This window comes from Mycobacterium sp. SMC-21 (genome assembly GCF_045310825.1).
Classification (GTDB): domain Bacteria; phylum Actinomycetota; class Actinomycetes; order Mycobacteriales; family Mycobacteriaceae; genus Mycobacterium.
This window is the reverse complement of sequence record NZ_JBJIAO010000022.1, coordinates 1-25740: the sequence shown is the minus strand read 5'-3', so window position 1 is coordinate 25740 and position 25740 is coordinate 1. Positions and strand designations below refer to the sequence as shown.

Below are 25740 nucleotides of genomic sequence, written 5' to 3'. Positions count from 1 at the left end.
CACAATGAGACTGGTGACTCGCGAACTACGCCGCCGCCCGCTCGGCGAACAACTCCAGCTCGGACTCCTGCTGGCGGGTACCGCTGTGTTGTACCTGTGGAACCTGTCGGTGAGTGGGTGGGCCAACAGCTTCTATTCAGCGGCCGCGCAGGCCGGTGCCAGTGACTGGACCGCAATGTTGTTCGGCGCCAGCGACTCCGGCAATGCCATCACCGTCGACAAGACTCCCGGCGCGCTGTGGGTGATGGACCTGTCGGTGCGGCTGTTCGGGCTCAGCTCCTGGAGCATCCTGGTGCCGCAGGCCCTGATGGGTGTGACGGCGGTGGCGGTGCTGTATGCCGCGGTGCGCCGCGCCGCCGGGCCGGCCGCCGCCCTGCTGGCCGGTGTGGTGTTCGCGCTGACACCGGTGGCCACCTTGATGTTCCGGTTCAACAATCCCGACGCGCTGCTGGTCCTGCTGCTGGTGATCGGTGCCTACTGCGTGCAGCGTGCCTGCGAAGAGGACGCGGGCCGTTGGTGGTTGGTCGCCGCCGGGGTGGCCGCGGGGTTCGCGTTCCTGGCCAAGATGCTGCAGGCGTTCCTGGTGCTGCCGGCCTTCGCGGCCGCGTACCTGGTCGCCGGGCCGTCTCCGGTGCGTACCCGGCTGTGGCGGCTGCTCGGCGGCACCGCCGCGATGGTCGTCTCCGGCGGTTGGTACCTGGCGCTGGTCGAGCTGTGGCCGGCCGCGTCGCGCCCGTATGTCGGTGGATCGCAACATGATTCGATCATCGAACTGGCACTGGGCTACAACGGTGTGGGCCGGCTGAACGGGAACGAGCCCGGTGGCCTGGGCAACCCGAACTTCGATGTCGGCTGGGACCGGCTAATCGGCGCCAGCATGGGCAGCTACGCCGGTTGGCTGCTGCCCGCGGCACTGATCTGTCTGGTCGCGGGACTGGTACTCACGCGGCGCGCCCCGCGGACCGATGCGACGCGGGGCGCCCTGATCCTGTGGGGCGGGTGGCTGGTGCTCACCGCCGCGGTGTTCAGCTTCGCGAACGGCATCGTGCACCAGTACTACACGGTCGCGCTGGCGCCGGCCATCGGCGCGTGCGTGGGTATCGGATCGGTTCTGTTGTGGCGCAACCGCACTGCGTTGGTGGCCCGGCTGACCATGGCCGGCACCGTGGTGGCCACGGCGGCGGTGGCGGCGATACTGCTGGGTCGCGCTGACATCAGCTGGTTGCGGACCTCGGTGCTGATCGTGGGCGCCGTCGCCGCACTGCTGTTGCTGGCGCCGCCGCGATTCGGCCCCGCACGCCTGGTGGTGGCCGTCACGGTCCTGGTGTCCCTAGCGGCACCCACTGCGTATTCGATTGCCACCGCTGGTGTTTCGCATACCGGGGCGATGCCGTCCGTGAGCGGGCCCGGCGGACACGGTTCGGGGTGGGGGCCGCCTCCTCCCGGGCGCATGAAGGCCCGGGGCCCCGCCGGTGGGCCGGGTCGTGCGATGGGCGCTCCGCCGCAAGGCTTCCGGCCGGGCGGCGGGCTCTTCGAGTCTCCCAAGCCCAGCGCTGCCGTCAGCGCACTGCTGAGCGCCGACGCCGCGAACTACCGCTGGGCGGCCGCCGTCATCGGCTCCACCAACGCCGCCGGCTACCAGCTGGCGGCCCGCGTCCCGGTCATGGCGATCGGCGGCTTCAACGGCACCGACCCCGCGCCCACGCTCGCGCAGTTCCAGCAGTACGTCGCCGCCGCACAGATTCACTACTTCGTCGAAGGCGACATCAACATGGGCTGGGGACACCACGGCCAGGACGATGACAAGCAGGAATCGCGGCAGATCGCCACCTGGGTCAGCGCACACTTCACCGCCACCACTGTGGACAACACCGTCGTCTACGACCTGACCCGGCCGCGCTGATCCCGCGGTGCGGGCGGTCGGCGGCTCGAAACACATAGCTGGCCCATAGCTTCAGCCCATGGCGGCCTAAAGCTGCGGTCCAAAAATCAATGTCATGACGAACCTGGTCGAGCGCGACGCCGAGCAACGCTTCACTACGCGCCCAAATGCCGCCCTCGCCGCACGCGCTGCCGGCGTCCCGGTGCTGGACATCGTGGTGCCCGTCTACAACGAGCAGGTCGCGCTGCCCGGCTGCATCCGCCGCCTGCACCGCCACCTGGAAGAGCACGTCCCGTACCCGGTGCAGATCACCATCGCCGACAACGCCAGCATCGACGCCACCCCACAGGTTGCCGCCGAGCTGGCCCTCGAGTTCGACAACGTCCGCGTCGTGCGGCTCGAGCTCAAGGGCCGCGGCCGCGCGCTGCACGAGGTGTGGTCGCACTCGCAGTCCCCGGTGCTCGTCTACATGGACGTCGATCTCTCCACCGACCTGGCGGCCCTCGGCCCGCTGGTGGCCCCGTTGATCTCGGGCCACTCGGACCTGGCCATCGGCACCCGGCTCGCCCGGTCTTCCCGCGTCGTGCGCGGGCCGAAGCGGGAGTTCATCTCGCGCTGCTACAACCTGATCCTGCGCGGGGCACTGTCGGCCAAGTTCTCCGACGCCCAGTGCGGCTTCAAGGCCATCCGGGCCGACGTGGCCCAGGCGCTGCTGCCGCTCGTCGAGGACACCGGCTGGTTCTTCGACACCGAGCTGCTCGTGCTGGCCGAGCGCACGGGACTGCGCATCCACGAGGTCCCCGTCGACTGGGTCGACGACCCCGACAGCCGCGTGGACATCATCGCGACCGCGGCCGCCGACCTCAAGGGCGTCGGCCGCCTGCTGCGCGGCTTCGCCAACGGCAGCATCCCGGTGAACACGATTGCCGCCCAGCTGGGTTCGTCGACCAAGGCGGCCGCGCCCGGCTCGCTGCTGCGTCAGGTCGTCCGCTTCGGGACCATCGGCGTCGCCTCGACGCTGGCCTACCTGTTGCTGTTCATGATGATGCACACCGCGCTCGGCGCGCAGACCGCCAACCTGATCGCCCTGCTGCTCACCGCGATCGTCAACACCACCGCCAACCGGCGGTTCACGTTCGGCGTCCGCGGTGGGGGAGCGGCGAGTGCGACCCGGCACCAGTTCGAGGGATTGATCGTCTTCGGTATCGCCCTGACCATCACCAGCGGGGCGCTGGCCGGGCTGCACGTGTTCGCGCCGCACGCCCACCATCTCCTCGAGCTGAGCGTGCTGGTGGCCGCCAACCTGGTTGCCACCGCAGTGCGGTTCGTGCTGCTGCGCGGTTGGGTGTTCCACCCGCGGCGTCAGAGCTAGAGCGTCCACCCAGTGCGCGAATTGACCTGCCTACCAACCGCTTCAGAGGAGACCCGCTCGTGATCGCCACCGCGCCTGCCAAGGCTCACCTGCCGAAGGCTCGCCGCCGCCCGGCCGTGTGGGGACGCCCGGTCTGGGAACGGACCGCGCTGCTGACACTGCTGGCCGGGACGGCCGTGCTGTACCTGTGGGCGCTCGGCTCGTCGGGCTGGGCCAACTCGTACTACGCCGCCGCGGCCCAGGCCGGCACCCAGAACTGGGAGGCGCTGCTGTTCGGATCGTTCGATGCCGGCAACGCGATCACGGTCGACAAGCCGCCGGCCGCCCTGTGGCTGATGGGCCTGTCCGGCCGGCTGTTCGGATTCAGCGCGTTCAGCATGCTGCTGCCGCAGGCCCTCATGGGTGTGGCGTCGGTCGGGATGCTGTACGCGACGGTCCGTCGCACCAGCGGCGCGGCCGCCGGACTGCTGGCCGGTCTGGTGCTGGCGGTGACTCCCGTTGCGGCCCTGATGTTCCGGTTCAACAACCCCGACGCGCTGCTCGTGCTGCTGCTGATCAGCGCGGCCTACTGCACGGTGCGGGCCATCCAGTCCGCCGAATTCGCCGTGTCCGCGCGGTGGATGACGCTGACGGGCGTCATCGTCGGCTTCGCCTTCCTGACCAAGATGCTGCAGGCCTTCCTGCCGGTACCGGGTCTGGCCCTGGCATTCCTCGTCGCCGCGCCGTTCAGCGTGGGACGCCGGATCAGCGCGCTGCTGATGTCCGGTGTGGCCGTGGTGGTTTCGGCCGGGTGGTACATCGCGCTGGTCAGCCTGTGGCCGGCCGACGCCCGTCCATACATCGCCGGGTCGACCGACAACAGCCTGCTGCAGTTGGCGTTGGGCTACAACGGCATCGAGCGGATCACCGGCGGTGACCGTCCCAGCGGCGGCCCAGGCGGCCCCGGCGGCGGCATGCGGGACAACCTTTTCTTCGGCGGCCACGCCGGCATCACCCGGCTCTTCGGCCCGTCGATGGGCGTCGAGGTGTCGTGGTTGCTGCCCGCGGCGTTGCTCGGTCTCGTGCTGCTGTTGTGGACCAGTCGCCGCGCCGCGCGGACCGACCTGGCACGCGCGGGTGTATTGCTCTGGGGCGGTTGGCTTCTGGTGACCGGTGCGGTGTTCAGCTTCATGGACGGCACGGTGCACCCGTACTACAACGTCGCGCTCGCCCCTGCGGTCGCCGCGTTGGCCGGCATGGTGGTCGCGCAGCTGTGGCAGCGCCGGGAGACGTTGTCGGCACGGCTGTTGCTCGCACTAATCTTGGTCGTTTCGGCCGGGTGGGCGTTCGCGCTGCTGTCCCGCACCCCGGACTGGATGCCCGCCCTGCGGTGGACCATCGCGGTGGTGGCGGTCCTGGCGGCGGTGGCCGTCGTGGCGGTCGGGGCGCGCTCCGGACGGGTCACGGCCGTCGTCGCCGGTATCGCGGTCGCCGCGGCCCTGGCCGGGTCGGCGTCGTTCACGATCTACAACGTGGCCGCGGCCCACAGCAGTGGCCCCGGCTCGATGTCAGGTCCGCCGCGGCCCGGCGGTGATTCGTGGCCGGGTGGTGGCCCGGGTGGTCCGCACCGCGACGGCCCCAACGCCGAACTCGAGAACCTGATCCGCGGTGCCGACAACCGTTGGGCCGCAGCGACGGTCGGGTCCTTCCAGGCCGGCGATCTGGAGTTGAGCACCGGCAAGTCGTTGATGGCGATCGGCGGATTCTCCGGCGGGGACAACGCGCCGACCCTGGCGCAGTTCCAGCGGTACGTGGAGGACGGCCAGATCCACTACTTCATCGCCGGCGATCACAAGGGGCCCGGCGGCCCCCGGCGTGAGCGGGGTAGTGCCGCCGAGATCACCGCATGGGTGACGGGGCACTTCGCCAAGCTCGACGTCGGTGGCGCGACGGTCTACGACCTCGAGGCGCCCCACTGATCGGAGCACGCGTCTATGCCTCGGATTGCAGTCAGCAGGTGACTGCGATCCGAGGCATTGCGTTTCGTTGGCCTCGATCGGGCGGCCTCGCTCAGCCGATCTTGTACGTGCCGACGGCCTTGGCCACCGGGTCGCCGCCCGGTGTCTCGATCTCGACCTCGCAGTGCACCAAGGACTTTCCGCGGTGCAGCACGCGCCCGACACCGATCAGGTCGGTCGACCGGGCGGGCGCCAGGTACTGGACCGACATCGAGATCGTCACCCCGCGAAGCGATTCGGGTTCGCGTTCGGTCGACCACGCCGCCGCCATGACCGTGACATCGGCCAGTGCGGCGATGGCGCCGCCGTGCACCATGTCGGCCAGCGTGGTGTTGGTCGGGTCCCACGGCATCCGCAACCGGACCTCCGGGGCGTCGAGTGCTTCGGCGACGATGCCCAGCTTGGCGACGAGCGGTGACTGCGGGATGAACTGCGCCATGACCTCGGCGCCGGTACTCGGGCTCATGTCATGGAAGTCTGCGCGCGGCGGGTAGTCGGTTCAATTACCTGGCAGGTAGTGATGGCGACCCGGCGTGAAGCGTGGGGTGGGGTGCTCCTTCGGGCAGAGACGGCGATCGGGAAGCCGGCAGCCGCCGGCGGCGTTGTTCCACCTGATCTCGGTGGTTACAACCGTTGACACTGCGCCACCGGGCACGTAAATTCCGACCATGGTTCTTAACTTGACCAGTTCTACCAACTTTACGGGGAAATGATGACCGTCACTCCCGACGCCGCCGAGGCGTCCAAGGTGGACCAGCGGGCCGCCAAATACGAATTGAGCCATCTGCGATCGCTGGAGGCCGAGGCCATCCACATCATCCGCGAGGTCGCCGCGGAGTTCGAGCGGCCGGTGCTGCTGTTCTCCGGTGGCAAGGACTCGATCGTGATGCTGCACCTGGCCATCAAGGCGTTCGCGCCGGGCCGCCTGCCGTTCCCCGTCATGCACGTCGACACGGGCCACAACTTCGAAGAGGTCATCGCCACCCGCGACGCCCTGGTCGAGAAGTACAACCTGCGCCTGGTCGTGGCCAGCGTGCAGGACGACATCGACGCCGGACGCGTCGTCGACAACGGTCCCTCGCGTAACCCGCTGCAGACTGTGTCGCTGCTGCGCGGCATCCGCGAGAACAAGTTCGACGCCGCCTTCGGTGGCGCCCGGCGCGACGAGGAGAAGGCCCGCGCCAAGGAGCGTGTCTTCAGCTTCCGCGACGAGTTCGGCCAGTGGGACCCCAAGAACCAGCGCCCCGAGCTGTGGAACCTGTACAACGGCCGGCACCGCAAGGGCGAGCACATCCGCGTCTTCCCGCTGTCGAACTGGACCGAGTACGACATCTGGGCCTACATCGGCGCCGAGGAGATCGCGCTGCCGAGCATCTACTACGCGCACGAGCGCCAGGTCTTCGAGCGCGACGGCATGCTGCTGGCCGTGCACGAATACCTGAAGCCGAACGACGACGAGCCGGTCATCACCAAGACCGTCCGGTTCCGCACCGTCGGTGACGTCACCTGCACCGGTTGCGTCGAGTCGGAGGCTTCGACCGTCGAGGAAGTCATCGCCGAGACCGCGGTGTCCCGACTGACCGAGCGCGGCGCGACCCGCGCAGACGACCGGATTTCTGAGGCCGGCATGGAAGACCGTAAGCGGGAAGGCTACTTCTGATATGGCAACGTTGCTTCGTATCGCCACTGCTGGCTCCGTCGATGACGGCAAGTCCACGCTGATCGGCCGGCTGCTCTATGACAGTAAGGCCGTCATGGAGGACCAGCTGGCCGCCGTCGAGCGCACCTCCAAGGAACGCGGCCACGGCTACACCGACCTCGCACTGGTCACCGACGGCCTGCGCGCCGAGCGGGAACAGGGCATCACCATCGATGTCGCCTACCGCTACTTCGCCACGGCCAAGCGGAAATTCATCATCGCCGACACCCCGGGTCACATCCAGTACACCCGCAACATGGTCACCGGCACCTCGACGGCGCAGCTGGCCATCGTGCTGGTCGACGCCCGCCACGGGCTGCTGGAGCAGTCGCGCCGGCACGCCTTCCTGGCCTCGCTGCTCGGCATCCAGCACATCGTGCTGGCGGTCAACAAGATGGACCTGATCGATTGGGACCGTGAGCGTTTCGAGAAGATCCGCGACGACTTCCACGAGTTCGTGGCCCGCCTGGACATCCAGGACGTCACCACCATCCCGCTGTCGGCGCTGGCCGGCGACAACGTGGTGACCAAGTCGGACAAGACGCCGTGGTACGAGGGTCCGTCGCTGCTGAGCCACCTCGAAGAGGTGTACATCGCCGGTGACCGCAACCTCATGGACGTCCGCTTCCCGGTGCAGTACGTCATCCGCCCGCAGACCCACGAGCACGCCGACCACCGCAGCTACGCGGGCACCATCGCCAGTGGCGTCATGCGCCCCGGCGACGAGATCGTCGTTCTCCCAACGGGAAAGACCAGCACCATCACCGCGATCGACGGCCCCACCGGGCCGCTCGAGGAGGCCTTCGCGCCCATGGCGGTATCGGTGAGTCTGGCCGACGACATCGACATCTCGCGCGGCGACATGATCGCTCGTGTGCACAACCAGCCGCACACCACGCAGGAATTCGACGCCACCGTGTGCTGGATGTCCGACGACGCGAGCCTCGAGCCGGGCCGGGACTACATCATCAAGCACACCACCCGCACCACGCGGGCCCGGGTTTCGGACCTGGACTACCGGCTGGACGTCAACACCCTGCACCGCGACAAGAGCGCAACGGCGTTGAAGCTCAACGAACTCGGCCGCGTCACGCTGCGCACGCAGCAGCCGCTGCTGCTCGACGAGTACTCGCGCAACGCCGTGACGGGCTCGTTCATCCTGATCGACCCGGACACCAACGGCACCGTCGCCGCGGGCATGGTGCGTGACACCACGCCGGCGGCCAACCGGTCGGCCAGCCCGAACGCGGTGCGGCACGCCAACCTCGTCACGGCCGAGGACCGGTTGTCGAAGGGCAGCACGGTGTGGTTCACCGGCTTGTCCGGCTCGGGTAAGTCGTCGGTCGCCATGCTGGTGGAGCGCAAGCTGCTCGAATTGGGACGTCCCGCATACGTTCTCGACGGCGACAACCTGCGCCACGGGCTGAACTCGGACCTGGGCTTCTCCATGGCCGACCGCTCGGAGAACCTGCGCCGCCTGGCCCACATCGCCACGCTGCTGGCCGACTCCGGCCAGATCGTGCTGGTGCCGGCGATCAGCCCGCTGGAAGAGCACCGTGAGTTGGCGCGAAAGGTCCACACGGACCAGGGATTCGAGTTCTTCGAGGTGTTCATGGACACCCCGCTGGCCGACTGCGAGGCCCGCGATCCCAAGGGGCTCTACGCCAAGGCGCGTGCCGGTGAGATCACGCACTTCACCGGTATCGACAGCCCGTACCAGCGGCCGAAGAACCCGGACCTGGCGCTGGTGCCGGGTGATCTGGATGCTCAGGCGCAGCGCGTCGTCGACATGCTGGTGGCGCCGCGATGACCGATCACGAGGTTGCCGAGCGGCTGGCCACCCGCGCGGGTGACCTGCTGCTGGACGTGCGGGCCGAGTTCGCCACGGCCGACGCTTCCGAGCGGAAAGCGGCGGGGGACAAGCGCTCTCACGAGTTCCTGATGACGGAGCTCGCACGCTTGCGTCCCAATGACGCGGTGCTCTCGGAGGAGGCGACGGAGGAGGAACGGGCCAACAGCGCCCGCCTGACCTCCGACCGGGTGTGGATCATCGACCCGCTCGATGGCACCCGCGAGTTCTCCGAGCTGGACCGTGACGACTGGGCCGTGCACGTGGCGCTGTGGGAATCCGGCGAGCTGGTCGCCGGCGCCGTGGCGCTGCCCGCGCAGAACACCACGCTGCACACGCCCGAGGTGGCCGCGCCCTTCGCGGTCGACGGTCCGCCGCGCATCGTGGTGTCCCGCACCCGCCCGCCGGCCATCGCGCTCGCGGTGCGTGACGCCCTTGACGGAGTCCTGGTCGAAATGGGCTCGGCCGGAGCCAAAGTCGCGGCCGTGATCCAGGGCCGGGCCGACGTCTACGTCCACGCCGGTGGTCAGTTCGAGTGGGACTCCGCCGCGCCGGTCGCGGTGGCCCGCGCTGCCGGCCTGCACACCTCGCGGATCGACGGTTCGCCGCTGGTCTACAACCGCGAGGACCCGAAGCTGCCCGACCTGGTGGTGTGCCGGCCGGAACTGGCCGAGCGGGTGCTGGCGATCACCGCGACGCAGTAGCTCTCGCGACATCGACGAAAATGGCTGTGGGGACGCATGTTCCCACAGCCATTTCGCGCATCTCGGACGACTGCGTCCAGCCATGCAGACTCCGTAGCGGGAAAAATCCCTCAGTGCAGCCGAAGTGGTGATGTGCCGATGGTTATTGAAGCCAGGGACTGTTGACGGCCCGAAAACGTCCCTGGCTTCAACAATGACAGTCGAGAGTGCCTCGTGATTGAAGCTACGGATTTCTCTTGGGGCCTATCGAGCTACGCCGACGCGGTAACCGGCAGCGGCGCATTGGCTTTCGCTGGTGCAACGGTGCGAACCGCGACGAGGCAGGCGATCGCGATCGCAAAGCACGCCGCCGTGTACCACAGGCTGCCGATCGGATCCCCGTGCGCGGTAACGCCGTTGACCGCGCCGAAGTAGGCGGGCAGGGCACTGAGCCAGAGCGCCGCCATGACGACCAGGTAGGCGACGGCGTAGCCGATCAGCCATGGCGGGCTCACGTAGCGCGGTTCGGTCGGGCTGGCGACGGTGCCGCGCAGCCGGCGCCATTGCGTCACCAGCGCCCAGACCGCCACGGCGCACACCGCCACGAGTTCCGCCGCGTAGGCAATACCGCCCGCGGTGCTGCTGCCGGTGACGCCGCCGATCACGGTCGCGGGCAGCGGCAGGATCGCGGTACCCAGTGAAGCCAACACCCCGGCAACCACAGTGCGCCAGACGATTTCGAAACCGGTGAAGCGGCGGCCCCGATCAGCGTGCCGGCCCACGAAGAACTGCACACAGAGCGCCAGCGACATCGGCCACAGCGCGGCGAAGACGACGACGCTGGGCAGCGGTACGGAGTCGAACATCGGCTGGTTCATCGGGTTGTGCACCGACCATTCCCACCACCGCAGCTGCGGGCCCAGATGGTCGAAGATCTCGTAGAACGCGTGGTGGACGAACCCGACGCAGACGGCGCCGACCAGGGTGCCGTACCGCCGGAAAACCCCTAGGCTGCGCACGATTTCGAAGGCGACGGTCGCCATCATCGGGTAGATCGCGACGATGTACAGCGGCAGCCGGCCCCACAGGAAGTCCAACGTGAACACGTTGTGCGCGAACATGGTGTCGACGCGGTCGGCGATGCCGAAGGCTGCGGGGAAGTACAGCGGCGGCTCGATGATCAGCAGGTAGGCGACGGCGCCGAACCACAGGGCGATGTTGGTGGCGTCACCGTGGCGGCGCAGCCGGATGATCGCGTAGACCAGGGTCAGCACCGCGCCGGTGATCACCGTCAACTCCAGGACCGGCAGGGTCCAGTTCTCCAGCTGCAGGGGATTGCGGACCTCGAGCAGGCCGCCGGCCGTGTCGCAGGAAAAGCCAAGGCGCCCGGCGAGATCGGCGAACGTCGGGGAACACAGGTCAGACATGGGCGCTCTGCTTTCCGGCGGTGTACCAGTGGGTGACGTCGTAGCCGGCGTCGTAGCGATCGAACCATTCGGCCGCGAGTGCGGGCAGCTTCTCGTGCTCCGGGTTGTGGCCCGGAATCTGGCTGCGGACGATGCCTGACAGCGCCACCAATTGCTCGCGGACCGGCAGGTCGTGGAACGCGCTCGTGAACGGCCCGAAGTCCGGGATGCGGCCCAGCTTCTTCAGGATCGTGTTCTTGCGGCGCTCGAGCGCGAACGCCGACAGCGCGTCGACCTTGCGGACTTCCAGCGGCAGATGCTTGTTGAACCCGTTGCACGCCATCCGCACGCAATCCATCACGTGCTTGAAGATCGACGGCGCCACCCGCATGCGGTACCACGGATCGTCGACCAGGCCGTTGTAGATGATGAGCGCCGAGCTCCGGTGCTCGACCTCTTCGACGAAGTGCCACAAGAACAGTGACGCGACGCGGTCGTCGCCTGGCGCGAACAACGTGTCGTCGTGGTCGAGCATCAATTTGAAGACCGGCGTGAACGTCGCCTCCAGGTCGGCGGTGTAGGCCAGCCGATATTTGAGGGGCTTGTTGGCGACGAGGTCGTCGAACGCGGCGATCACCTCGTCGAGGGTCTCCTTGAGCTCCGGGTGGGCCTTGATGAGGCCGCGCGCATGGGCCCGGTGGGCCATCGAATGCTGCCCCTCCTGGCGGACGAAGGCGTCGGCCTCTTCGGCGATCACCGGGTCGGTCAGCAGTGGCTTGGCCTCGGCCATGGTGCTGACGATCATCTTCTCGAACGCAATCGCCAAGAAGGACACGGCATTTGCCATTGCGGAGAACGCGGGGTTGGTCTCGTTCCAGAGGAAGGGCACGGGGTGGTCCGCGAAAGCGAACCGCATCTTGCGGACCTGGAGATCGGTCACTGGGCACCTCGATCAGTAATCATACAAACTATGTCGCCTGTGTATGGTTACAGTGTTGGCGAACATCCGTCAATGCCCGGCGCGGTGCCGGCCGTGTACCGTCCGGCGGATGGCACGCAAACGTCGCGGTTGGGGAGGGGAGCCGCCCGCCGATGACGACGAGGCGACCCGCCGCATCGTCGCCGCGGCAGTCGAGCTGCTCGCGACCACGGGCACCGCGATCACGATCGCCGACGTCGCCGAATCGCTCGGCGTCATCCGCCAGACGGTGTACCGGTACTTCCCGACGGCCGACGAGTTGATGCGCGCCGCCGCCATCGCCTCGGTCGCAGGCTTTTTGGATCAGCTCAGCGAGCACGTGCGGGGGATTCACGATCCCGCCGACGCGATGACCGAAGGCGTGCTCTACACACTCGACGCCGTGGCCCGGACACCGCACCTCGGCATCCTGATGTCGGCGCCGTACGTCAGCGCGCACAGCAGTGACATGGCGTCTGCCGAGGCGCAGGACTTCGGCATGCAGATGATCACCCGGTTCGACGTCGACTGGGCGAGCTACGGATACGACGACGCGGCGCTGCGCGAGCTGGTCGAATTCACGCTGCGCATCATGCTGTCCTACTTCCTCGCGCCGGCAGGGGACGGGCGCACTCCCGACGAGTTGCGGGCGTTCATCCGGCGGTGGCTGGGCGCGGCGATCCTGGGGCAGGAATCGGCCCGCTGATCGATCGGTGGCGATAACAGCCGGTCAGGGCTAGTTTGTGTTCGTATGCGTACTCATCTGTCCACTCGTCGTCTGATGGCCGCGGCCGGCGGCGCCGCCCTCCTTGCCATGGGCGTGCTCACCGCGGGCTGTAGCAACAACGGCGGGCAGTCGCCGTCGACCACCACCACAACGACGACGACCTCGTCGCCGTCTCCATCGGCGACGCCGACGGAGAAGAGCATCAGCCCCACCGGAGGCAACCTGTTCAGTCCGGCTGTCACCGCGCCGGGCGCACCGAGCGTCGCACCCGGTCTGCATCCGGGTCTCAACGGCAACAACTAGCCTCGGGCGGGGGACGTCGAAAGCGATTCCCGCCGAAGCTAATTCGTCGGCAGGGTGGGCGGCCCGGCCGGCGCCGGATCGTTGCCGACGTTCGGGCACGCGACTTTGAGCTGGTGCACGAGCGTCGTCATCGGGTGGTATCCATCCATGAAGGTCTGGTCGGGACGCCAGTCCGGTGGGGCACTCGGCCTGCCCCGACTGACCATGTCGAGTTTGTCTGCCAGTGCGGTTACCTTGTCACGCAAGGTCATATCGGTGATCGAGGCCGCGTCACTGCGCACTGCGGCCGCCGCGGTGGCAGAGTCACGGGCAATGGCGGCGGCATCGGCGGAGCGGGTCAGTCCGAACTGAATGGCGGGCAAAGCCTCTGACCAATGCCGCACTGCTTGGTCGACCTGCCGGCAGTCGGCGCTGGCCTCTTGCTGCGGCGGTGCACTCGAACTGTCCGCTTTGTTGATGGCGATGAGAACCAAGATCGGCACGGTGACAGCCAGCAGCGCCAGCAGGATCTTCGGCCTCGACCAGTCCGGTAGCCCCACCAATTCAGCCTAACTGCCACCGCACGCCACTAGGCTCACAACATGACTCGCCCCACCCTGCGTGAATTGTCCAGCCTGCCTGTCGAACCGGTCGGCCTCGCGGACTCGACCCTGGTTCTGATCGACTGCCAGAACACCTACACGCAAGGGGTGATGGAGCTCGAGGGTGTGCAGGACGCTCTCGATGAGACTGCCGCACTGCTCGACCGTGCCCGCACGGCCGGCATCCCCGTCATCCACATCCAGCACGACGATGGGCCGGGCTCGCTGTACGACATCGGGGGCGAGTCCGGTGCGATCGTCGACCGGGTGGCGCCGCGCGGCGACGAGCCGGTGATCGTCAAGCAGTTCCCGAACTCGTTCGTGCAGACCGATCTCGATGAGCGGCTCAAGGCGTTGGGCGCGTCGAACCTGGTGCTCGCCGGCTTCATGACGCACATGTGCGTGAATTCCACCGCCCGTGGCGCGTTCAGCCTCGGGTACGCGCCGACGGTCGTGGCCGCCGCGACGGCGACGCGCACCCTGGCCGGGCCCGACGGTCAGGCGGTGCCGGCCGCGGCGCTGCAGGCGGCGAGCCTCGCCGGCCTGGCCGATCTGGTGGCGGTGGTCGCGCCCAACGTCGCAGCTATTCCGGACTAATCCGGCCCGGAATGGCATGATTGGCTGATGCGGATGTCAGCCAAGGCGGAGTACGCCGTCCGCGCCATGGTCGAACTGGCCGCCGCCGACGCCGGTGCGCTGGTCAAGACCGAGGACCTGGCCAAGGCGCAGGGCATCCCCGCGCAGTTCCTGGTCGACATCCTGACCAACCTGCGCACCGACCGTCTGGTGCGCAGCCACCGCGGCCGCGACGGCGGCTACGAGCTGGCCCGGCCGGCCGCGGACATCAGCATCGCCGACGTCCTGCGTTGCATCGACGGCCCGCTGGCGAGCGTCCGCGACATCGGACTCGGCGATCTGCCGTACTCCGGGCCGACGGCCGCCCTCACCGATGTGTGGCGCGCCCTGCGCGCCAGCATGCGCTCGGTGCTGGAACAGACCAGCCTCGCCGACGTGGCCACGGGCAAGCTTCCAGACCACGTCAGCACGCTGGCAGGTGACTACCGCACCCAGGAAGCCCGCCGCGGCCACAGCTAGCCCCCATTTACAACTAGCCCTCATTGCCGCTACAGCTAGTCCTCATTGCCGCGAGCGGCCGTGTTTGTACGCCGACACACCGTGATTCGCGTGCAGTTACGTCGCGCTCGCGGCGGATGAGCGGCCGCTACCTGCCCGCCGCCGCGATGCCCGCGATCAGCATCCGCAGCCCGCCGTCGAAGTCGTCCTCGACCGACACGGTCGCGGCCACCTCGGACAGTGCGGCGATGTGCGGGTACCGGACTCCGGCTGCCGACCCGATCCGGGCCGCAGTCTCGGCGGCGTCGCCCGAGAACGGCCCGGCCAGCTGGGCCTGAGCCGAGCCGGTCACCAATCCCAGCACCGCGTGAAACGCGGACAGCCTGGCAGCGTCGGACAGGCCGGCCCGCTCGAGCGCGCCGACGAGCGCGTCGGCGGCAGCGAACCCCGTGGCCGACGCCATTCGCCGGGTCAGGACGAGGGGGATGGCGGCCGGGTGGGCCCGCACGCCGCGCCACACCGCGGACGCCGTTGCATGGACATCAGCGGCCCAGTCGTCGGTGGGTTCGGGCACCTCGATCCCGGCGGACACCGCGGCGACGACGAGTTCTTCCAGGCCCTCTTTGTCGGCGACGTAGTTGTACATCGTCATCGGCCCCGTGCCGAGTGCCGCGGCCAGGGACCGCATGCTGAGCGCCGCCAAACCGGATTCGTCGACGATTCGCAGTGCAGCGGAAGCGATTTCGTCCGTGGTGAACCGTGCGCGCATGAGCACCCCCTTGACGAGTACGTCGTACGTGTTGAAGTGTAGACGATACGTACAGCGTACTTATGTGAGGAGTTCAGATGACATCAGCGATCCCGGTCGAGCAGTTGCACTTCGTCAGCGGTGGAGACCGTTGCGCCGCGTGGCTCACGTTGCCGTCGACCCCTGGTCCGCATCCCGCCGTCGTCCTGGTGCACGGTCTCGGCGCCACCCGCGACATGATGCTGTCGCAGTACGAACAGCATTTCGCCGCCGCGGGCATTGCCACCTTGTCCTTCGACTACCGGTTCAACGGGGCCTCCGAAGGCGAACCGCGGCAACATATTTCGATTCCTGAACAATGCCGGGACGTCGACGCCGCAATCGATTACCTACAGCGGCACCCGCAAGTCGACGCCGACCGCATCGGCTTGTGGGGCACGAGCCTCGGCGGCATGAACGTGGTGCGGGTGGCCGGCAGCCGCACCGACATCGCCGCCGCGGTGGTGCAATGTCCCATCACTCACGGGCCGGCATCGGCCCGCAGCGTCGGCATCCGGGGTGCGCTGCGGCTGACACCGGCGATCGTCCACGACGCGGTGCGTGCGCTTCTCCGGCGCGGACGTCGCTACGTGCCCATCGTGGGACAGCCCGGGACCGACGCGCTCGTGACGGTGCCCGGAGCCGAGAACGGGTGGCGGTCGACGGTGCCGGCCGGCACCGCGTTCGACAATCGGATCACCGCGGTCGACGCCGCGCTGCTGATCACGAGATCGGCGCTGCGCCATGCCGCGACGGTCCAGGCGCCCCTCCTGGTGTGCGTCTGCGATGACGAGACGCTGATGGATCCGCGGTACGCCCAAGCGGTGGCCGAGCGAGCGCCGCGCGGGATCGCGCGGCACTACGCATCCGACCATTTCGCGATCTACCACCCGCCGCTGGTGCGGCGAGTACTCGACGATCAGCTCGCCTTCCTGACGGAGCACCTCTGATGTCCGCGCGTGATGCGTTGCGCGCCAACGACGAACGATTCGCCGACGTCGTTGCCGGCCTGACGCCGCAAGAATGGGCCGCACCGAGCCTGTGTGTGGAGTGGAGCAACCGCGACGTGCTGGGACATCTGGTGGTCGGATGCAGTCATCCCGTCGGCGCGTTCGTGGGGGAGATGATCCGGCACCGCGACTTCGACCGCGCCAACACCGCCACTGCCACCGAACGCGCACGGGGCCGCAGCGCCGAACGCCTGCTGGACGATTTCCGAGCCGTCAGCGCCCGTCCCGCCGGCGTCGGCCGATACTTTCCGGCCCGGCTACTGCTGGGCGACCACATCACCCACGAGCTGGACATCCTGTTCGCCGTCGGCCGGGAACCGGACATCCCGGCCCACCTGCTCAACACGGTCCTGGACACCCAAGTCGCCTTCCCCAACCCGTTCGTCCCCGCATACCGCAACAGCCGGGGTCTTCAGCTCAGCGCCGTCGACACCGGCTGGCGTCACGGCACCACCGGGCCGGCGGTGGAGGGCACGGCCGCCGAGCTGATCTCGGTGCTCGGCAACCGGCCGAAGGTGTTGCCCCGGTTACGCGGCCCGGGCGCCGTGACACTGGCGGACCGGGTGCTCAGCCGCCTGAGCCGTACGGCCGGGTGATGATCTCCAGGTAATGCCCGCTGGGATCCTGGAAGTAGACGCCCCGGCCACCGTCGTTGCGATTGATCTCGCCGGGATGCTGGCCGCGCGGATCGGCCCAATATTGCAGTCCGCGTTCACGAATCCGGCCGTAGATCGCGGTGAACTCATCCTCGGACACCAGGAACGCGTAATGCTGCGGGACGACATTTGTCCCCTCTGGGACCTGGGCGAAATCCAAGCTGACGCCGTGGTTCAGTTCGACGGCGAGGAACGGCCCGCCTTCTTGGGCGGGAGGCAAACCGAAGAGCTCGGTGAAGAAGGTGGCCGCGGCCGAGCGGTCGGTCGAGTGGACGATGGTGTGGTTGAAGGTGATGGCCATATTCCTCCGTTCTACCCGTTCACGAGCGTCGCGTCACTGCCGCGGTGTGCGGCCCCTGCCTGTCATGATCTAAGTATGGCGTTCGACCTGCGTGAGCTGGCAGTTCCGGTGATTGTCGCGCCGATGGCCGGTGGGCCATCGACGCCCGAGCTGGCCGCTGCGGGGTCGGCGGCCGGTGGCCTGGGATTCGTGGCAGCCGGCTACCTGACGGCGCAGACGCTGGCCGACCGCATCACCGCCGCACGCGCGCTGACCACCGGCCCGCTGGGCGTGAATCTCTTTGCCTCGCAGCCCAGTACCGCACAGCCCCGCGAGATCGAGCGGTACGCGACCGAACTCGCTGCCGAAGCCACCCGCTACGGGGCGGCGCTCGGCGATGCGACATTCAACGATGACGACTGGGCGGCCAAGCTCGACGTCGTCGCCGACCTGCGGCCCGACGTCGTGTCCTTCACCTTCGGCGGGCCAACCGCCGACGAGTGCGCGCGGTTGCGGCAGGCCGGTATCACCACCGTCGCAACGGTCACCACCGCGGACGAAGCCGCGCAGGCCGCAACCACTGGGGTGGACGCCCTCGCCGTGCAGGGCCCCGGCGCCGGCGGCCACCGCGGCACCTACGATCCGCTGGCCGCGCCCGCCACGCAGCCACTCACCGAACTGCTGGCCGACGTACTCGCCACCACCGAACTGCCCGTCGTCGCCGCGGGCGGCCTGATGACCGGCGACGACGTCGCCGCCGTGATCGCCGCCGGTGCCGTGGCCGCACAACTCGGCACGGCATTTCTGCTCGCCGAGGAGTCTGGCTCCAGCCCGGTGCACCGCGCCGCACTCGTCGATCCACGGTTCACCGAAACCGTTGTCACCAAAGCCTTCTCGGGACGGTACGCCCGCGGGCTGCGCAACCGGTTCATCGACGAACACGACGAGCAGGCGCCGCTGGGCTATCCCGAGGTGCATTACCTCACCAGCCCGCTGCGCAAGGCGGCGGTGGCAGCCGGCGACCCGGACGGGACAAACGTCTGGGCGGGCACCGGATTCCGGAAAATCCGGTCGGGTTCGGTCGCCGACATCATGGCCGGGCTCGCGTGAGCATCGGGAAAGGAGCAGGCATGCGAACCGTTGTCGCGATCCCGTTGGCGGTGGCCTGCGCCTGGCCGATCACGGTCGCTCATGCCGACCCCGTCCAGGTACCGCGCTGTGCCACTGCGCAACTGACACCGAGCCTCGGCCCGCCCGACGGTGCCGCCGGGACGACGTTCTATCCGGTGATCCTGAAGAACTCCGGGGACGCCCCGTGCAGCATGTCGGGTTATCCGGCGGTGTCGTTCATTGCCGGCTCCGACAACCATGTGGTCGGCGTGGCCGCCAGTCAGGATGCGGAGACCGTCATCGGTGTCGTGGTGATCGAACCCGGCCAGTCCACCGCGGCGAACCTCGGCATCGTCAACGCGGGCAACTTCCCGGCCGACTGTAATGCCGTGCCGGTCAGCGGATTGCAGGTCAACCTGCCGGGTGACACCGAGCCCATCATCATCGGCCATGCTGATACCGCTTGCGCCAGTACGGCTTACCCGACCTTGCGGGTGGGGCCGTTCACCGGCGCGTAGTGACGGTGATGCTGCCATCATCGGTCCGTGCGGTGATCTGAGCGACGGCGCGGGCCGGATCCTCGGTCTGCGGCACGCGCACCTGCGCGTGGTCGCCCGCCTGTGCCCGCACCAGGTACGGCCCACCGGTCGGCACGGTGATGTCGATGTCGGAGTCCCGGTTGGTGACCTCCACGGTGCGCGGAGCGACCTCTTTGAAGTCCACCGCGATGTGGCCATCGGTCGAGTCGGCGATGAACGCGTCGGTGACGACGATCGGCTCACGCGTCTGCACATCGCCGCTCTGGGTGTGGATCTCGATCCGGCGGGCGTTGCCACCGAGGATCACCGCGCCGTCGGTGTTGTGGACGGTCAGCTGATCCAGATCGGTCAGACTCAGCATCACGCCGACCTGCTGCTTGGTGGTGACCGAAAGCCGGTGTGCGACATCGGGAGGCAGCGTCACCATGATCTCCCCGGGCGGCCCGAAGTCGAACAGCGGCGACGGTGTGCCGGTCACCGTGAGGCTCACAGCGCCACCGTTGCGGGTGACCTTCAGGGCCTGGTGATCGTCTTTTGCGGTATTGAGCAGCCGCATCCGGACCCGTGGCTCATGGGCATTGCGGTCGCTGGCGATCCTGATGGCAGTCGGCAGATCGCCGGTGTCGATCGTCAGGGAGCTGAAATCGGCCGGCAGGGTCTCGGTTTCGGCCGCGACGCGCACCGAGCTGATGCCCCAGGCCAATCCGCCGATCCCGGCGGCCGCCGACAGCGTCACGACGAGGGCGGTCACCACCAGCAGCGAGCGCATCGCCGACCGGCCGCCCGGGGTCAGCGCGGGCGGCGTGGCGGTGTCGGCCGGCGGTGCGGTATCCAGATTCGAAGTCATGGGAAAGTCCTTTTCTCTCTTCAGGATTCGAGATAGCGCAAGACGGCGAGGACCCGCCGGTTCTCGCTGTCGTCGGGCGTCAGGTCCAGCTTGGTGAAGATCGATGCGATGTGTTTCTCGGCGGAGCCGATCGAGATGTGCAGCAGCCCTGCGATGGCCGAGTTGGTCTTGCCTTCTGCCATCAGCTGCATGACTTCCTGCTCGCGCGGGGTGAGCACGGCCAGGGTGGAGCGGCGGTGGGTGCGCACCAGGATTTGGGACACCACCTCCGGGTCCAGGACGGTGCCACCCGTCCCCACCGTGGTGACGGCGTCCAGGAATGCCGGGACGTCGGCGACGCGGTCCTTGAGCAGGTAGCCGAAACCCCTGGTATCCGAGGCGATCAGGTCAGCCGCGTACCGTTCCTCGACATAGTGCGACAGCACCAGCACCGGTGACTCGGGATTCTGGCTGCGCAGCAGCGCGGCGGCGCGGATGCCTTCGTCGGTGAAGGTCGGCGGCATCCGGACATCGACGATGACGAGGTCGGGGTTGTGCTCGTTGACGGCCCGCAGCAGCTCGGTGGCATCGGGCACCCCAGCGAGCACGTCGTGGCCGGCGTCGATCAGGATGCGCTCGATACCCGCGCGCAGCAGGGCCGAATCCTCGGCGATCACAATGCGCATGGCAGTACCGCCGTCACGGTCGTCGTTCCGGTTTCGGGGCTCGAGACGGCGAAGGTGCCCCGCGCCGCGCGCACCCGCTCACCGAGTCCGCGCAGGCCCGTCGTGTCGTCGCCGGTCGTCTGGGCCCCGCCGATACCGTCGTCGAACACCGAGATGTGGAGCTGGTCGGTGGGCTCGTGGTAGCGCACCGTGACCACGGCGTGGGTGGCCTGGGCGTGCTTGGCGATGTTGGTCAACGACTCGGCGACGACGAAGTACGCGCACGACTCCACCTCGTCGGAAAAACGTTTCGGCAGTTGCAGTTCCAGCGTCACCGGCACGCCGGCGGTTTCGGTGCGCTGCACCACCGCCGACAGTGCGGCGTCCAGGCCGCGGTCGGCCAGGATCGTCGGCGCGATGCCGCGCACCACATTTCGCAGTTCGAGGAGCGCGGCCTTGGCGTCGTCGTGTGCCTCGGCGATCAGCTTGCGGGCCTCGGGCAGGTCCGAGTCGAGCTTGGTCTGGGCCAGCCCGATCGTCATGGCCAACGACACCAGCCGGGGCTGCACACTGTCGTGCAGGTCGCGTTCGATGCGGTGCCGTTCGGTGGACGCCGACGACACCGCGCCGCGACGGGCCTGGTGCAGGGCGCTGACCTCATGCTGCAGCGCCGCCGTCGGCGATGCCGGCAGGAGCCACCGGTCGACGGCGGCGTCCACCCGGGGACCGAACACCAGGATGCCTGCGGCGGCGGCCAGCGCGATGATGGCCAGCAGCCAGGACAGCGGCGGGGAGATGAAGCTCAGTCCGGCAGCGGGATCGCTGTTGTGGATCGCGGTCGCCGCGGCAGGACCGAGCAGCGCGAAAGCCAGCAAGGAGAAGGCCAGCCCGACCGCGAAGATGTCGAAGACCATGCGCAGGTAGCTGTGCGCCAACACCTTCCAGAACCGGCCGCTGCTCACGTCCAGCCACAATTGGTGGGCCCATCCTTGAAAACCGCTGTAGGGCGTCAGCTTTCGGTAGGGGACGGCGATGCCGAAGCCGAACACCGCCTCGCTGCGCACCCGCTCGACCCGGTCGGTGGCGCGGACGGCGTAGACGAACACCACTCCGCCGAACACCGTCCCGATCACCGAGGGGATCGAGGTGACGGCGAGGATGAGCAGGGACAGCGGTATCCAGAACCAGATCATGCCTGCGAACGCGCCGACGATCATCGACGACGTCGGGACGACACCGAGGTCTGATGTGCGCGGCACCGGCGGCGTCGTTGTCGGATGTGTCGGCTCGGCCGACGCGGGGTCTGTAGCTGTTGCGACCATGCCTCCAACTTAGGCACCGGCGAAGCCCCGGGACACGGCGTTTTCCCGCGACATCTCTGGGGGTAAACCCCACCGGTTCGCCCTGTACCGGGCCTTGCCGGTCCGCTCATGGACGGAGTCCGGCCGGCCGACCCGAACCCTCGCGCTGGACGCGCATGCCAGAATCGGCTGTGTGCAGATCGGGATGACGATGCCAGTGATGGAGCCCAACCTCGATGCGGCAACGCTGACGGCCTGGGCAAGAGTGATCGACGGCGGGCCCTTCTCGTCCCTGTGCTGGGGTGAGCGCATCGCGTTCGACAATCCCGATTCCCTGACGCTGCTCGGCGCCCTGGCGGCCTGGACCGACCGCGTGCGGCTCGTCACCACGGTGATCGTCCCGCAACTACATGATCCGGTGATGCTGGCGAAAGCGCTTGCCACGGGCGACATGCTCAGCGGTGGACGGCTGACGGTCGGCCTCGGCGTCGGGGGACGGCACGAGGACTACAACGCCGTCGGTGCCGACCCGAAGACCCAGACCATGCGCGGCATGGCCGAGCGGGTCGCGCTGATGAAGCGCGTCTGGGCGGGGGAGAAGCTCACCGAATCCGTGCTGCCCGTCGGCCCCGAGGCCGTCCAACCGGGTGGCCCCCGATTGCTGGTCGGCACCATCGGCCCGAAAACCATACGCAGCGCCGCCAATTGGGCGGACGGCATGGCCGGCACCACGCTGGACCTCAACGTGGAGCGTGAGAGCGAACTGTTCGACGTCGCCCGGGAGGCGTGGGCCGAGGCGGGAAAACCCAAGCCGCACTTGGCCACGTCGTTCTGGTTCGCCCTCGGGGAGAAGGACGAAGCGCGCAACCAGGTGCACCGGCACCTGCGCCGGTACATGAACTGGATTCCCGAGGAGTACGTCGACGCGATGGCGCCCACCACGGGCTGGGCCGGCACGGAAGACGAATTGCTCGACGTGCTACAGAAATTCGATGACATCGGCACCGACGAGGTGCATCTCATCCCCACCAGTTCGGACATCGACCAGCTGCGCCGGGTGGCCGACGTGGTCAAGGACTTCACCGGAGAGGCAGCGCTATGAGTCGTGCGACGGACGTGCTGGCCGGCTTGCCCGAGGTGCGGGTGTGGCAGGAGGACCTGTACCGGGACCTGCACGAGCACCCGGAGTTGTCACACCAGGAACATCGCACCGCAAAGCTGGTGTCGGACAAGCTGACCGAGATCGGCTATGAAGTGACAGGCGGAATCGGCGGCACCGGCGTGGTGGGCATTCTGCGCAACGGTGACGGTGCGTCGGTCCTCATGCGCGCCGACATGGACGCGCTGCCCGTCGCCGAGGCCACCGGGCTGCCCTACGCCAGCACGGTGCGCGGCACCGACGCCGCCGGCAAGGACGTGCCCGTCATGCACGCGTGCGGCCACGACACCCACGTCACCTGTCTGCTCGGCGCGGCCGCGCTGCTGGCCGACGGGCGAGATCACTGGCAGGGCACCGCGATTGCGTTGTTCCAGCCGGCCGAAGAGGTCGGCGGCGGTGCCGCCGGCATGGTCGCCGACGGGCTGGCCGACGTCGTCGGCACGGTCGACGTGGCGCTGGGTCAGCACGTCGCTCCGGCTCCGGCCGGATACGTCGGCACCCGCAGCGGGCCGGTGATGGCCGCGGCCGACAGCATCCGCGTGACGGTCTACGGCCGCGGCGGCCACGGGTCCATGCCCAACGCCACCATCGATCCCGTTGTGCTGGCCGCGATGATCGTCGTCCGGCTCCAGACCATCGTGTCGCGCGAGGTCGCGCCGATCGAGACCGTCGTGCTCACCGTCGGCAGCATCAATTCGGGCACCAAGAGCAACATCATCGGTGACCACGCCGTGCTGGAACTGAATCTGCGCACCTACGACGAGGCGGTGCGCACCGCCGTCATCGCGGCCGTCAAGCGTATCGTCATCGCCGAGTGCCAGGCGTCGGATTCCCCGAAGGAGCCGGAATTCGAGTTCTACGACCAGTTTCCGGTCACCGACAATGACGAGGCCGCCACCGCCCGGGTTCATGAGGCGTTCGTCGAGCAATTCGGCGACCGTGTGCTGGCCATCCCGCAGGCCTCCGCGAGTGAGGATTTCAGCGACATCCCGCGGGCGCTCGGCGTGCCGTACACCTATTGGATGTTCGGCGGCATCGATGCCGCCGAATTCAGCCGTGCTGCCGAAGCCGGCCGGATCAGTCAGGACATCCCGGTGAACCACTCGCCGACGTTCGGCCCGGTGATTCAGCCGACGCTCGACACCGGCACCGAGGCGCTCGTGGTGGCCGCGCTGTCCTGGTTGTAGTCCTTTGGGCGGTAGGCGATTTCGAATAGGCATGCCGCCAGGACACACAGTGCGATGGCTTCGATCATCTGGATGACGAGCATCGTCCATGTGGTGTGGGCGACGGCGACGAAGAACTGCATGTTGGGGATGACGACGAACAGGCCGCCCCAGATGCCCCACCAGGCGGCCTTGCCCAGCCCGCGGCCGGGGTACAGCCGCAGGAACAGGAAGCACAGCATCGTCAGCTGCAGGACGTACGTGAACCCGAGAAACGGGAACAGGTCCATGATTTCGGCGAGCGGGCGCTGCGGGTAGTCGGCCGCCGGGTAGCTGTTGCCGAAGAGTGCCGGTCCCGCAGTCTTGTGGAATACGACGTCGAGGATGAACGTCAGAATCGATACCGGCAGCGCCACCGCCAAGAAGCGTCCCCACCCGAATTGCTTGCCCATGACATCCTTCCGATCTCGAGATTCGGCTTGTTCCTATCCCGCTCGGGCATGCAGCGGATGCCGGTGTCCCGGCAGCCGGGCACTGAACGTCCGAATGATCTGCGCGAAGTTGCGTTTGACCAGCGGTTCGGCGGGTAACCTCCGCGTTGGACACTGCCTCGGTGTGGGACGGGAGTAACGGTGAAGATCAAACTTGTGGCGCCCGTGGGGATCGCCGCGATCGTGTTCGGTATGGCCGGCATGACGGCGGGCTCTGCTTCGGCGGCCAACAACATCAAGCCGTTCGGACAGCAGGAGACGCTGAACGAGATCGGCTACACGGTCAAGGGCCTGAAGCCGAGTTCGGACCCCGTGCCGCACAACGGCCAGCTCTACTCGGCGACCGTGACTGTCGAAGGGGTCGGCGGCTGGGCCAACCCGATCACCGCGTTCTTCAACGCCCGGGCCGAGAGCGGGGCGAACTACCGCGTGATCGGTGGCGGTCTGCCGTCGGCACCGCCCGGCGGGACGTCGACCGGCAAGCTCTACTTCGACGTCGTCGGCGACGTGCCCAACAGCGTCGTCTACAACGACGGTATGCAGGACCTGCTGGTCTGGGTGCCGCGCGGTCCCGTGGGCGATGCATCTGAGGATGTTTCCGACACCCCCGTCGGCACCAGCGAGATCATCAGCACCCCACCCGCGGAGAGTGCACCGCCGGCCGAGGGCACCCCGACAGGGGGCAATCTGTTCACCCCTGAAGTTATGGCGCCGCCGCCGTTCGAGCTCTCCGAGTCGGACGTGGCGTCACCGGGGTATAACTCGGGTAGCGGCCGTCGCTGATTTCTACCGACAGCAGCCGCACGAATCCTGGCGGACGCCGGGCGGGCCCGTTCGCCCAGTTACCCGTACCGATGACTACAACCGGCCTGGCGTGTCAGGGTTCGACGACGCTAGACAGATGGACGTAGAACTCGTTTGGCGGTTCGATTGAACTGTCTTCGCGCTGGTTGGAGATGATGATGATGTGGTCGCTTCCCGGTTTCCGACTAGCTGCTTCAAGACGCCTACTTGAGTCGTAGACGGCTTGCCAGCCCTCCGAAAGGGCTGCGGCCAACTGTGCGCCTGAGATAGCCGCACTTGGCTCGTGCTTACGCAGTTCGGCGACGATTCGATCATCAAGGCTCATAGCGTGACCCTAAGGGCCTTGCCCCCATGTAGTGGACACGGGATTTGTGGTTACGCGGCTACTGGCAGCGTAGCCGGTGTTAGGGTCCTT

General features: G+C 68.0%; 28 protein-coding genes. 17 read left to right on the top strand and 11 right to left on the bottom strand.

All coding sequences use genetic code 11. The features are described from left to right. Nucleotides 1-4 precede the first annotated feature (4 nt). The 3 genes from ACJH6H_RS19775 (at nt 5) to ACJH6H_RS19765 (ending at nt 5212) form a co-directional block, all read left to right on the top strand. Nucleotides 5-1903, top strand: coding sequence for a glycosyltransferase family 39 protein (locus ACJH6H_RS19775; protein WP_406775632.1), 1899 nt, complete (start codon nt 5-7; stop codon nt 1901-1903). A 94-nt stretch (nt 1904-1997) separates the two neighbouring features. Further along, nucleotides 1998-3254 (top strand): bifunctional glycosyltransferase family 2/GtrA family protein, encoded by a 1257-nt coding sequence (locus tag ACJH6H_RS19770; protein WP_212812553.1) that lies wholly within the window; start codon nt 1998-2000, stop codon nt 3252-3254. Between the two features lie 59 nt (nt 3255-3313). Further along, entirely contained in the window at nt 3314-5212 is a 1899-nt protein-coding gene (locus ACJH6H_RS19765; RefSeq protein WP_371824522.1) for a glycosyltransferase family 39 protein, read from the top strand. A 91-nt stretch (nt 5213-5303) separates the two neighbouring features. Here ACJH6H_RS19765 and ACJH6H_RS19760 read toward each other — a convergent pair whose 3' ends face one another. After that, the gene (locus ACJH6H_RS19760; RefSeq protein WP_110772304.1) at nt 5304-5717 is read right to left on the bottom strand and encodes a PaaI family thioesterase; all 414 of its coding nucleotides are present in this window, start codon (nt 5715-5717) and stop codon (nt 5304-5306) included. 243 nt (nt 5718-5960) lie between these two features. Here ACJH6H_RS19760 and cysD point away from each other — a divergent pair, with 243 nt between their 5' ends. The 3 genes from cysD to ACJH6H_RS19745 are packed head-to-tail and all read left to right on the top strand — an operon-like array spanning nt 5961 to nt 9503. Then, nucleotides 5961-6911 carry a sulfate adenylyltransferase subunit CysD gene (gene cysD / locus ACJH6H_RS19755; RefSeq protein ID WP_212812552.1) on the top strand — a complete coding sequence of 317 codons (951 nt, stop codon included), beginning with the start codon at nt 5961-5963 and terminating at the stop codon, nt 6909-6911. Between the two features lies 1 nt (nt 6912). Beyond that, nucleotides 6913-8760: a sulfate adenylyltransferase subunit CysN gene (gene cysN, locus ACJH6H_RS19750; protein WP_346416910.1), complete on the top strand. Its 1848-nt coding sequence runs from the start codon at nt 6913-6915 to the stop codon at nt 8758-8760. Continuing rightward, the gene (locus ACJH6H_RS19745; RefSeq protein WP_346416909.1) at nt 8757-9503 is read left to right on the top strand and encodes a 3'(2'),5'-bisphosphate nucleotidase CysQ; all 747 of its coding nucleotides are present in this window, start codon (nt 8757-8759) and stop codon (nt 9501-9503) included. The genes cysN and ACJH6H_RS19745 overlap by 4 nt, the downstream gene beginning before the upstream one ends. A gap of 251 nt (nt 9504-9754) precedes the next feature. On the opposite strand, the gene ACJH6H_RS19740 is transcribed toward ACJH6H_RS19745, so the two are convergent. Both ACJH6H_RS19740 and ACJH6H_RS19735 read right to left on the bottom strand, forming a co-directional pair. After that, nucleotides 9755-10909 carry a hypothetical protein gene (locus tag ACJH6H_RS19740; protein ID WP_346416908.1) on the bottom strand — a complete coding sequence of 385 codons (1155 nt, stop codon included), beginning with the start codon at nt 10907-10909 and terminating at the stop codon, nt 9755-9757. Next, the gene (locus tag ACJH6H_RS19735) at nt 10902-11828 is read right to left on the bottom strand and encodes a metal-dependent hydrolase (protein ID WP_212812548.1); all 927 of its coding nucleotides are present in this window, start codon (nt 11826-11828) and stop codon (nt 10902-10904) included. Before ACJH6H_RS19735 ends, ACJH6H_RS19740 begins: the two co-directional genes overlap by 8 nt. Before the next feature lie 109 nt (nt 11829-11937). Between ACJH6H_RS19735 and ACJH6H_RS19730 the strand changes: the two genes are divergently transcribed. Next, nucleotides 11938-12552 (top strand): TetR/AcrR family transcriptional regulator, encoded by a 615-nt coding sequence (locus tag ACJH6H_RS19730; protein ID WP_318986551.1) that lies wholly within the window; start codon nt 11938-11940, stop codon nt 12550-12552. Between the two features lie 45 nt (nt 12553-12597). Beyond that, entirely contained in the window at nt 12598-12876 is a 279-nt protein-coding gene (locus tag ACJH6H_RS19725) for a hypothetical protein (RefSeq protein ID WP_212812546.1), read from the top strand. A gap of 38 nt (nt 12877-12914) precedes the next feature. Here the strand turns inward: ACJH6H_RS19725 and ACJH6H_RS19720 are convergent, their stop codons facing one another. Continuing rightward, entirely contained in the window at nt 12915-13415 is a 501-nt protein-coding gene (locus ACJH6H_RS19720) for a hypothetical protein (protein WP_346416904.1), read from the bottom strand. Nucleotides 13416-13457: 42 nt separating this feature from the next. Between ACJH6H_RS19720 and ACJH6H_RS19715 the strand changes: the two genes are divergently transcribed. Next, nucleotides 13458-14054, top strand: a complete 597-nt coding sequence (locus tag ACJH6H_RS19715; RefSeq protein ID WP_406775631.1) for a cysteine hydrolase family protein — start codon at nt 13458-13460, stop codon at nt 14052-14054. Between the two features lie 27 nt (nt 14055-14081). Next, a complete protein-coding gene (locus tag ACJH6H_RS19710) occupies nt 14082-14552 on the top strand; it encodes an RrF2 family transcriptional regulator (RefSeq protein ID WP_212812542.1) in 471 nt (156 codons plus the stop codon). A 127-nt stretch (nt 14553-14679) separates the two neighbouring features. Here ACJH6H_RS19710 and ACJH6H_RS19705 read toward each other — a convergent pair whose 3' ends face one another. Continuing rightward, entirely contained in the window at nt 14680-15300 is a 621-nt protein-coding gene (locus tag ACJH6H_RS19705; protein WP_406775630.1) for a TetR/AcrR family transcriptional regulator, read from the bottom strand. A 77-nt stretch (nt 15301-15377) separates the two neighbouring features. Between ACJH6H_RS19705 and ACJH6H_RS19700 the strand changes: the two genes are divergently transcribed. Beyond that, entirely contained in the window at nt 15378-16268 is an 891-nt protein-coding gene (locus ACJH6H_RS19700) for an alpha/beta fold hydrolase (RefSeq protein WP_346416901.1), read from the top strand. Beyond that, the gene (locus ACJH6H_RS19695; protein WP_346416900.1) at nt 16268-16924 is read left to right on the top strand and encodes a maleylpyruvate isomerase family mycothiol-dependent enzyme; all 657 of its coding nucleotides are present in this window, start codon (nt 16268-16270) and stop codon (nt 16922-16924) included. The genes ACJH6H_RS19700 and ACJH6H_RS19695 overlap by 1 nt, the downstream gene beginning before the upstream one ends. On the opposite strand, the gene ACJH6H_RS19690 is transcribed toward ACJH6H_RS19695, so the two are convergent. Beyond that, nucleotides 16896-17285: a VOC family protein gene (locus tag ACJH6H_RS19690; protein ID WP_346416899.1), complete on the bottom strand. Its 390-nt coding sequence runs from the start codon at nt 17283-17285 to the stop codon at nt 16896-16898. The genes ACJH6H_RS19695 and ACJH6H_RS19690 overlap by 29 nt on opposite strands. A 75-nt stretch (nt 17286-17360) precedes the next feature. Here ACJH6H_RS19690 and ACJH6H_RS19685 point away from each other — a divergent pair, with 75 nt between their 5' ends. Next, nucleotides 17361-18374, top strand: a complete 1014-nt coding sequence (locus ACJH6H_RS19685; protein WP_346416898.1) for a nitronate monooxygenase — start codon at nt 17361-17363, stop codon at nt 18372-18374. Nucleotides 18375-18394: 20 nt separating this feature from the next. Next, the gene (locus ACJH6H_RS19680; RefSeq protein ID WP_212812536.1) at nt 18395-18892 is read left to right on the top strand and encodes a DUF4232 domain-containing protein; all 498 of its coding nucleotides are present in this window, start codon (nt 18395-18397) and stop codon (nt 18890-18892) included. Here the strand turns inward: ACJH6H_RS19680 and ACJH6H_RS19675 are convergent. The 3 genes from ACJH6H_RS19675 to ACJH6H_RS19665 are packed head-to-tail and all read right to left on the bottom strand — an operon-like array spanning nt 18879 to nt 21726. After that, nucleotides 18879-19760, bottom strand: coding sequence for a DUF4097 family beta strand repeat-containing protein (locus ACJH6H_RS19675; protein ID WP_346416897.1), 882 nt, complete (start codon nt 19758-19760; stop codon nt 18879-18881). The genes ACJH6H_RS19680 and ACJH6H_RS19675 overlap by 14 nt on opposite strands. Before the next feature lie 20 nt (nt 19761-19780). After that, the gene (locus tag ACJH6H_RS19670) at nt 19781-20425 is read right to left on the bottom strand and encodes a response regulator transcription factor (RefSeq protein WP_212812534.1); all 645 of its coding nucleotides are present in this window, start codon (nt 20423-20425) and stop codon (nt 19781-19783) included. Beyond that, the gene (locus ACJH6H_RS19665; RefSeq protein WP_406775629.1) at nt 20413-21726 is read right to left on the bottom strand and encodes a sensor histidine kinase; all 1314 of its coding nucleotides are present in this window, start codon (nt 21724-21726) and stop codon (nt 20413-20415) included. The genes ACJH6H_RS19670 and ACJH6H_RS19665 overlap by 13 nt, the downstream gene beginning before the upstream one ends. A gap of 184 nt (nt 21727-21910) precedes the next feature. On the opposite strand from ACJH6H_RS19665, the gene ACJH6H_RS19660 reads away from it, so the two are divergent. Both ACJH6H_RS19660 and ACJH6H_RS19655 read left to right on the top strand, forming a co-directional pair. Further along, nucleotides 21911-22807 carry an LLM class flavin-dependent oxidoreductase gene (locus ACJH6H_RS19660; RefSeq protein ID WP_406775628.1) on the top strand — a complete coding sequence of 299 codons (897 nt, stop codon included), beginning with the start codon at nt 21911-21913 and terminating at the stop codon, nt 22805-22807. After that, entirely contained in the window at nt 22804-24051 is a 1248-nt protein-coding gene (locus ACJH6H_RS19655) for an amidohydrolase (protein WP_212812531.1), read from the top strand. Before ACJH6H_RS19660 ends, ACJH6H_RS19655 begins: the two co-directional genes overlap by 4 nt. Here the strand turns inward: ACJH6H_RS19655 and ACJH6H_RS19650 are convergent. Continuing rightward, nucleotides 23991-24482, bottom strand: coding sequence for a hypothetical protein (locus tag ACJH6H_RS19650; protein WP_212812530.1), 492 nt, complete (start codon nt 24480-24482; stop codon nt 23991-23993). The genes ACJH6H_RS19655 and ACJH6H_RS19650 overlap by 61 nt on opposite strands. Nucleotides 24483-24662: 180 nt before the next feature. Between ACJH6H_RS19650 and ACJH6H_RS19645 the strand changes: the two genes are divergently transcribed. After that, a complete protein-coding gene (locus ACJH6H_RS19645; RefSeq protein ID WP_244872636.1) occupies nt 24663-25304 on the top strand; it encodes a DUF1942 domain-containing protein in 642 nt (213 codons plus the stop codon). 94 nt (nt 25305-25398) lie between these two features. Here the strand turns inward: ACJH6H_RS19645 and ACJH6H_RS19640 are convergent, their stop codons facing one another. Then, nucleotides 25399-25650, bottom strand: a complete 252-nt coding sequence (locus ACJH6H_RS19640) for a hypothetical protein (protein WP_212812529.1) — start codon at nt 25648-25650, stop codon at nt 25399-25401. Nucleotides 25651-25740 lie beyond the last annotated feature (90 nt).

Coding starts and splice junctions, on each gene's coding strand:
- ACJH6H_RS19710 (WP_212812542.1), top strand. CDS start 14,082: ATGCGGATGTCAGCCAAGGCGGAGTACGCCGTCCGCGCCATGGTCGAA.
- ACJH6H_RS19700 (WP_346416901.1), top strand. CDS start 15,378: ATGACATCAGCGATCCCGGTCGAGCAGTTGCACTTCGTCAGCGGTGGA.
- ACJH6H_RS19690 (WP_346416899.1), bottom strand. CDS start 17,285: ATGGCCATCACCTTCAACCACACCATCGTCCACTCGACCGACCGCTCG.
- ACJH6H_RS19650 (WP_212812530.1), bottom strand. CDS start 24,482: ATGGGCAAGCAATTCGGGTGGGGACGCTTCTTGGCGGTGGCGCTGCCG.
- ACJH6H_RS19655 (WP_212812531.1), top strand. CDS start 22,804: ATGAGTCGTGCGACGGACGTGCTGGCCGGCTTGCCCGAGGTGCGGGTG.
- ACJH6H_RS19715 (WP_406775631.1), top strand. CDS start 13,458: ATGACTCGCCCCACCCTGCGTGAATTGTCCAGCCTGCCTGTCGAACCG.
- ACJH6H_RS19680 (WP_212812536.1), top strand. CDS start 18,395: ATGCGAACCGTTGTCGCGATCCCGTTGGCGGTGGCCTGCGCCTGGCCG.
- cysN (WP_346416910.1), top strand. CDS start 6,913: ATGGCAACGTTGCTTCGTATCGCCACTGCTGGCTCCGTCGATGACGGC.
- ACJH6H_RS19745 (WP_346416909.1), top strand. CDS start 8,757: ATGACCGATCACGAGGTTGCCGAGCGGCTGGCCACCCGCGCGGGTGAC.
- ACJH6H_RS19730 (WP_318986551.1), top strand. CDS start 11,938: ATGGCACGCAAACGTCGCGGTTGGGGAGGGGAGCCGCCCGCCGATGAC.
- cysD (WP_212812552.1), top strand. CDS start 5,961: ATGATGACCGTCACTCCCGACGCCGCCGAGGCGTCCAAGGTGGACCAG.
- ACJH6H_RS19670 (WP_212812534.1), bottom strand. CDS start 20,425: ATGCGCATTGTGATCGCCGAGGATTCGGCCCTGCTGCGCGCGGGTATC.
- ACJH6H_RS19665 (WP_406775629.1), bottom strand. CDS start 21,726: ATGGTCGCAACAGCTACAGACCCCGCGTCGGCCGAGCCGACACATCCG.
- ACJH6H_RS19760 (WP_110772304.1), bottom strand. CDS start 5,717: ATGAGCCCGAGTACCGGCGCCGAGGTCATGGCGCAGTTCATCCCGCAG.
- ACJH6H_RS19725 (WP_212812546.1), top strand. CDS start 12,598: ATGCGTACTCATCTGTCCACTCGTCGTCTGATGGCCGCGGCCGGCGGC.
- ACJH6H_RS19640 (WP_212812529.1), bottom strand. CDS start 25,650: ATGAGCCTTGATGATCGAATCGTCGCCGAACTGCGTAAGCACGAGCCA.
- ACJH6H_RS19660 (WP_406775628.1), top strand. CDS start 21,911: ATGACGATGCCAGTGATGGAGCCCAACCTCGATGCGGCAACGCTGACG.
- ACJH6H_RS19705 (WP_406775630.1), bottom strand. CDS start 15,300: ATGCGCGCACGGTTCACCACGGACGAAATCGCTTCCGCTGCACTGCGA.
- ACJH6H_RS19770 (WP_212812553.1), top strand. CDS start 1,998: ATGACGAACCTGGTCGAGCGCGACGCCGAGCAACGCTTCACTACGCGC.
- ACJH6H_RS19740 (WP_346416908.1), bottom strand. CDS start 10,909: ATGTCTGACCTGTGTTCCCCGACGTTCGCCGATCTCGCCGGGCGCCTT.
- ACJH6H_RS19685 (WP_346416898.1), top strand. CDS start 17,361: ATGGCGTTCGACCTGCGTGAGCTGGCAGTTCCGGTGATTGTCGCGCCG.
- ACJH6H_RS19775 (WP_406775632.1), top strand. CDS start 5: ATGAGACTGGTGACTCGCGAACTACGCCGCCGCCCGCTCGGCGAACAA.
- ACJH6H_RS19675 (WP_346416897.1), bottom strand. CDS start 19,760: ATGACTTCGAATCTGGATACCGCACCGCCGGCCGACACCGCCACGCCG.
- ACJH6H_RS19695 (WP_346416900.1), top strand. CDS start 16,268: ATGTCCGCGCGTGATGCGTTGCGCGCCAACGACGAACGATTCGCCGAC.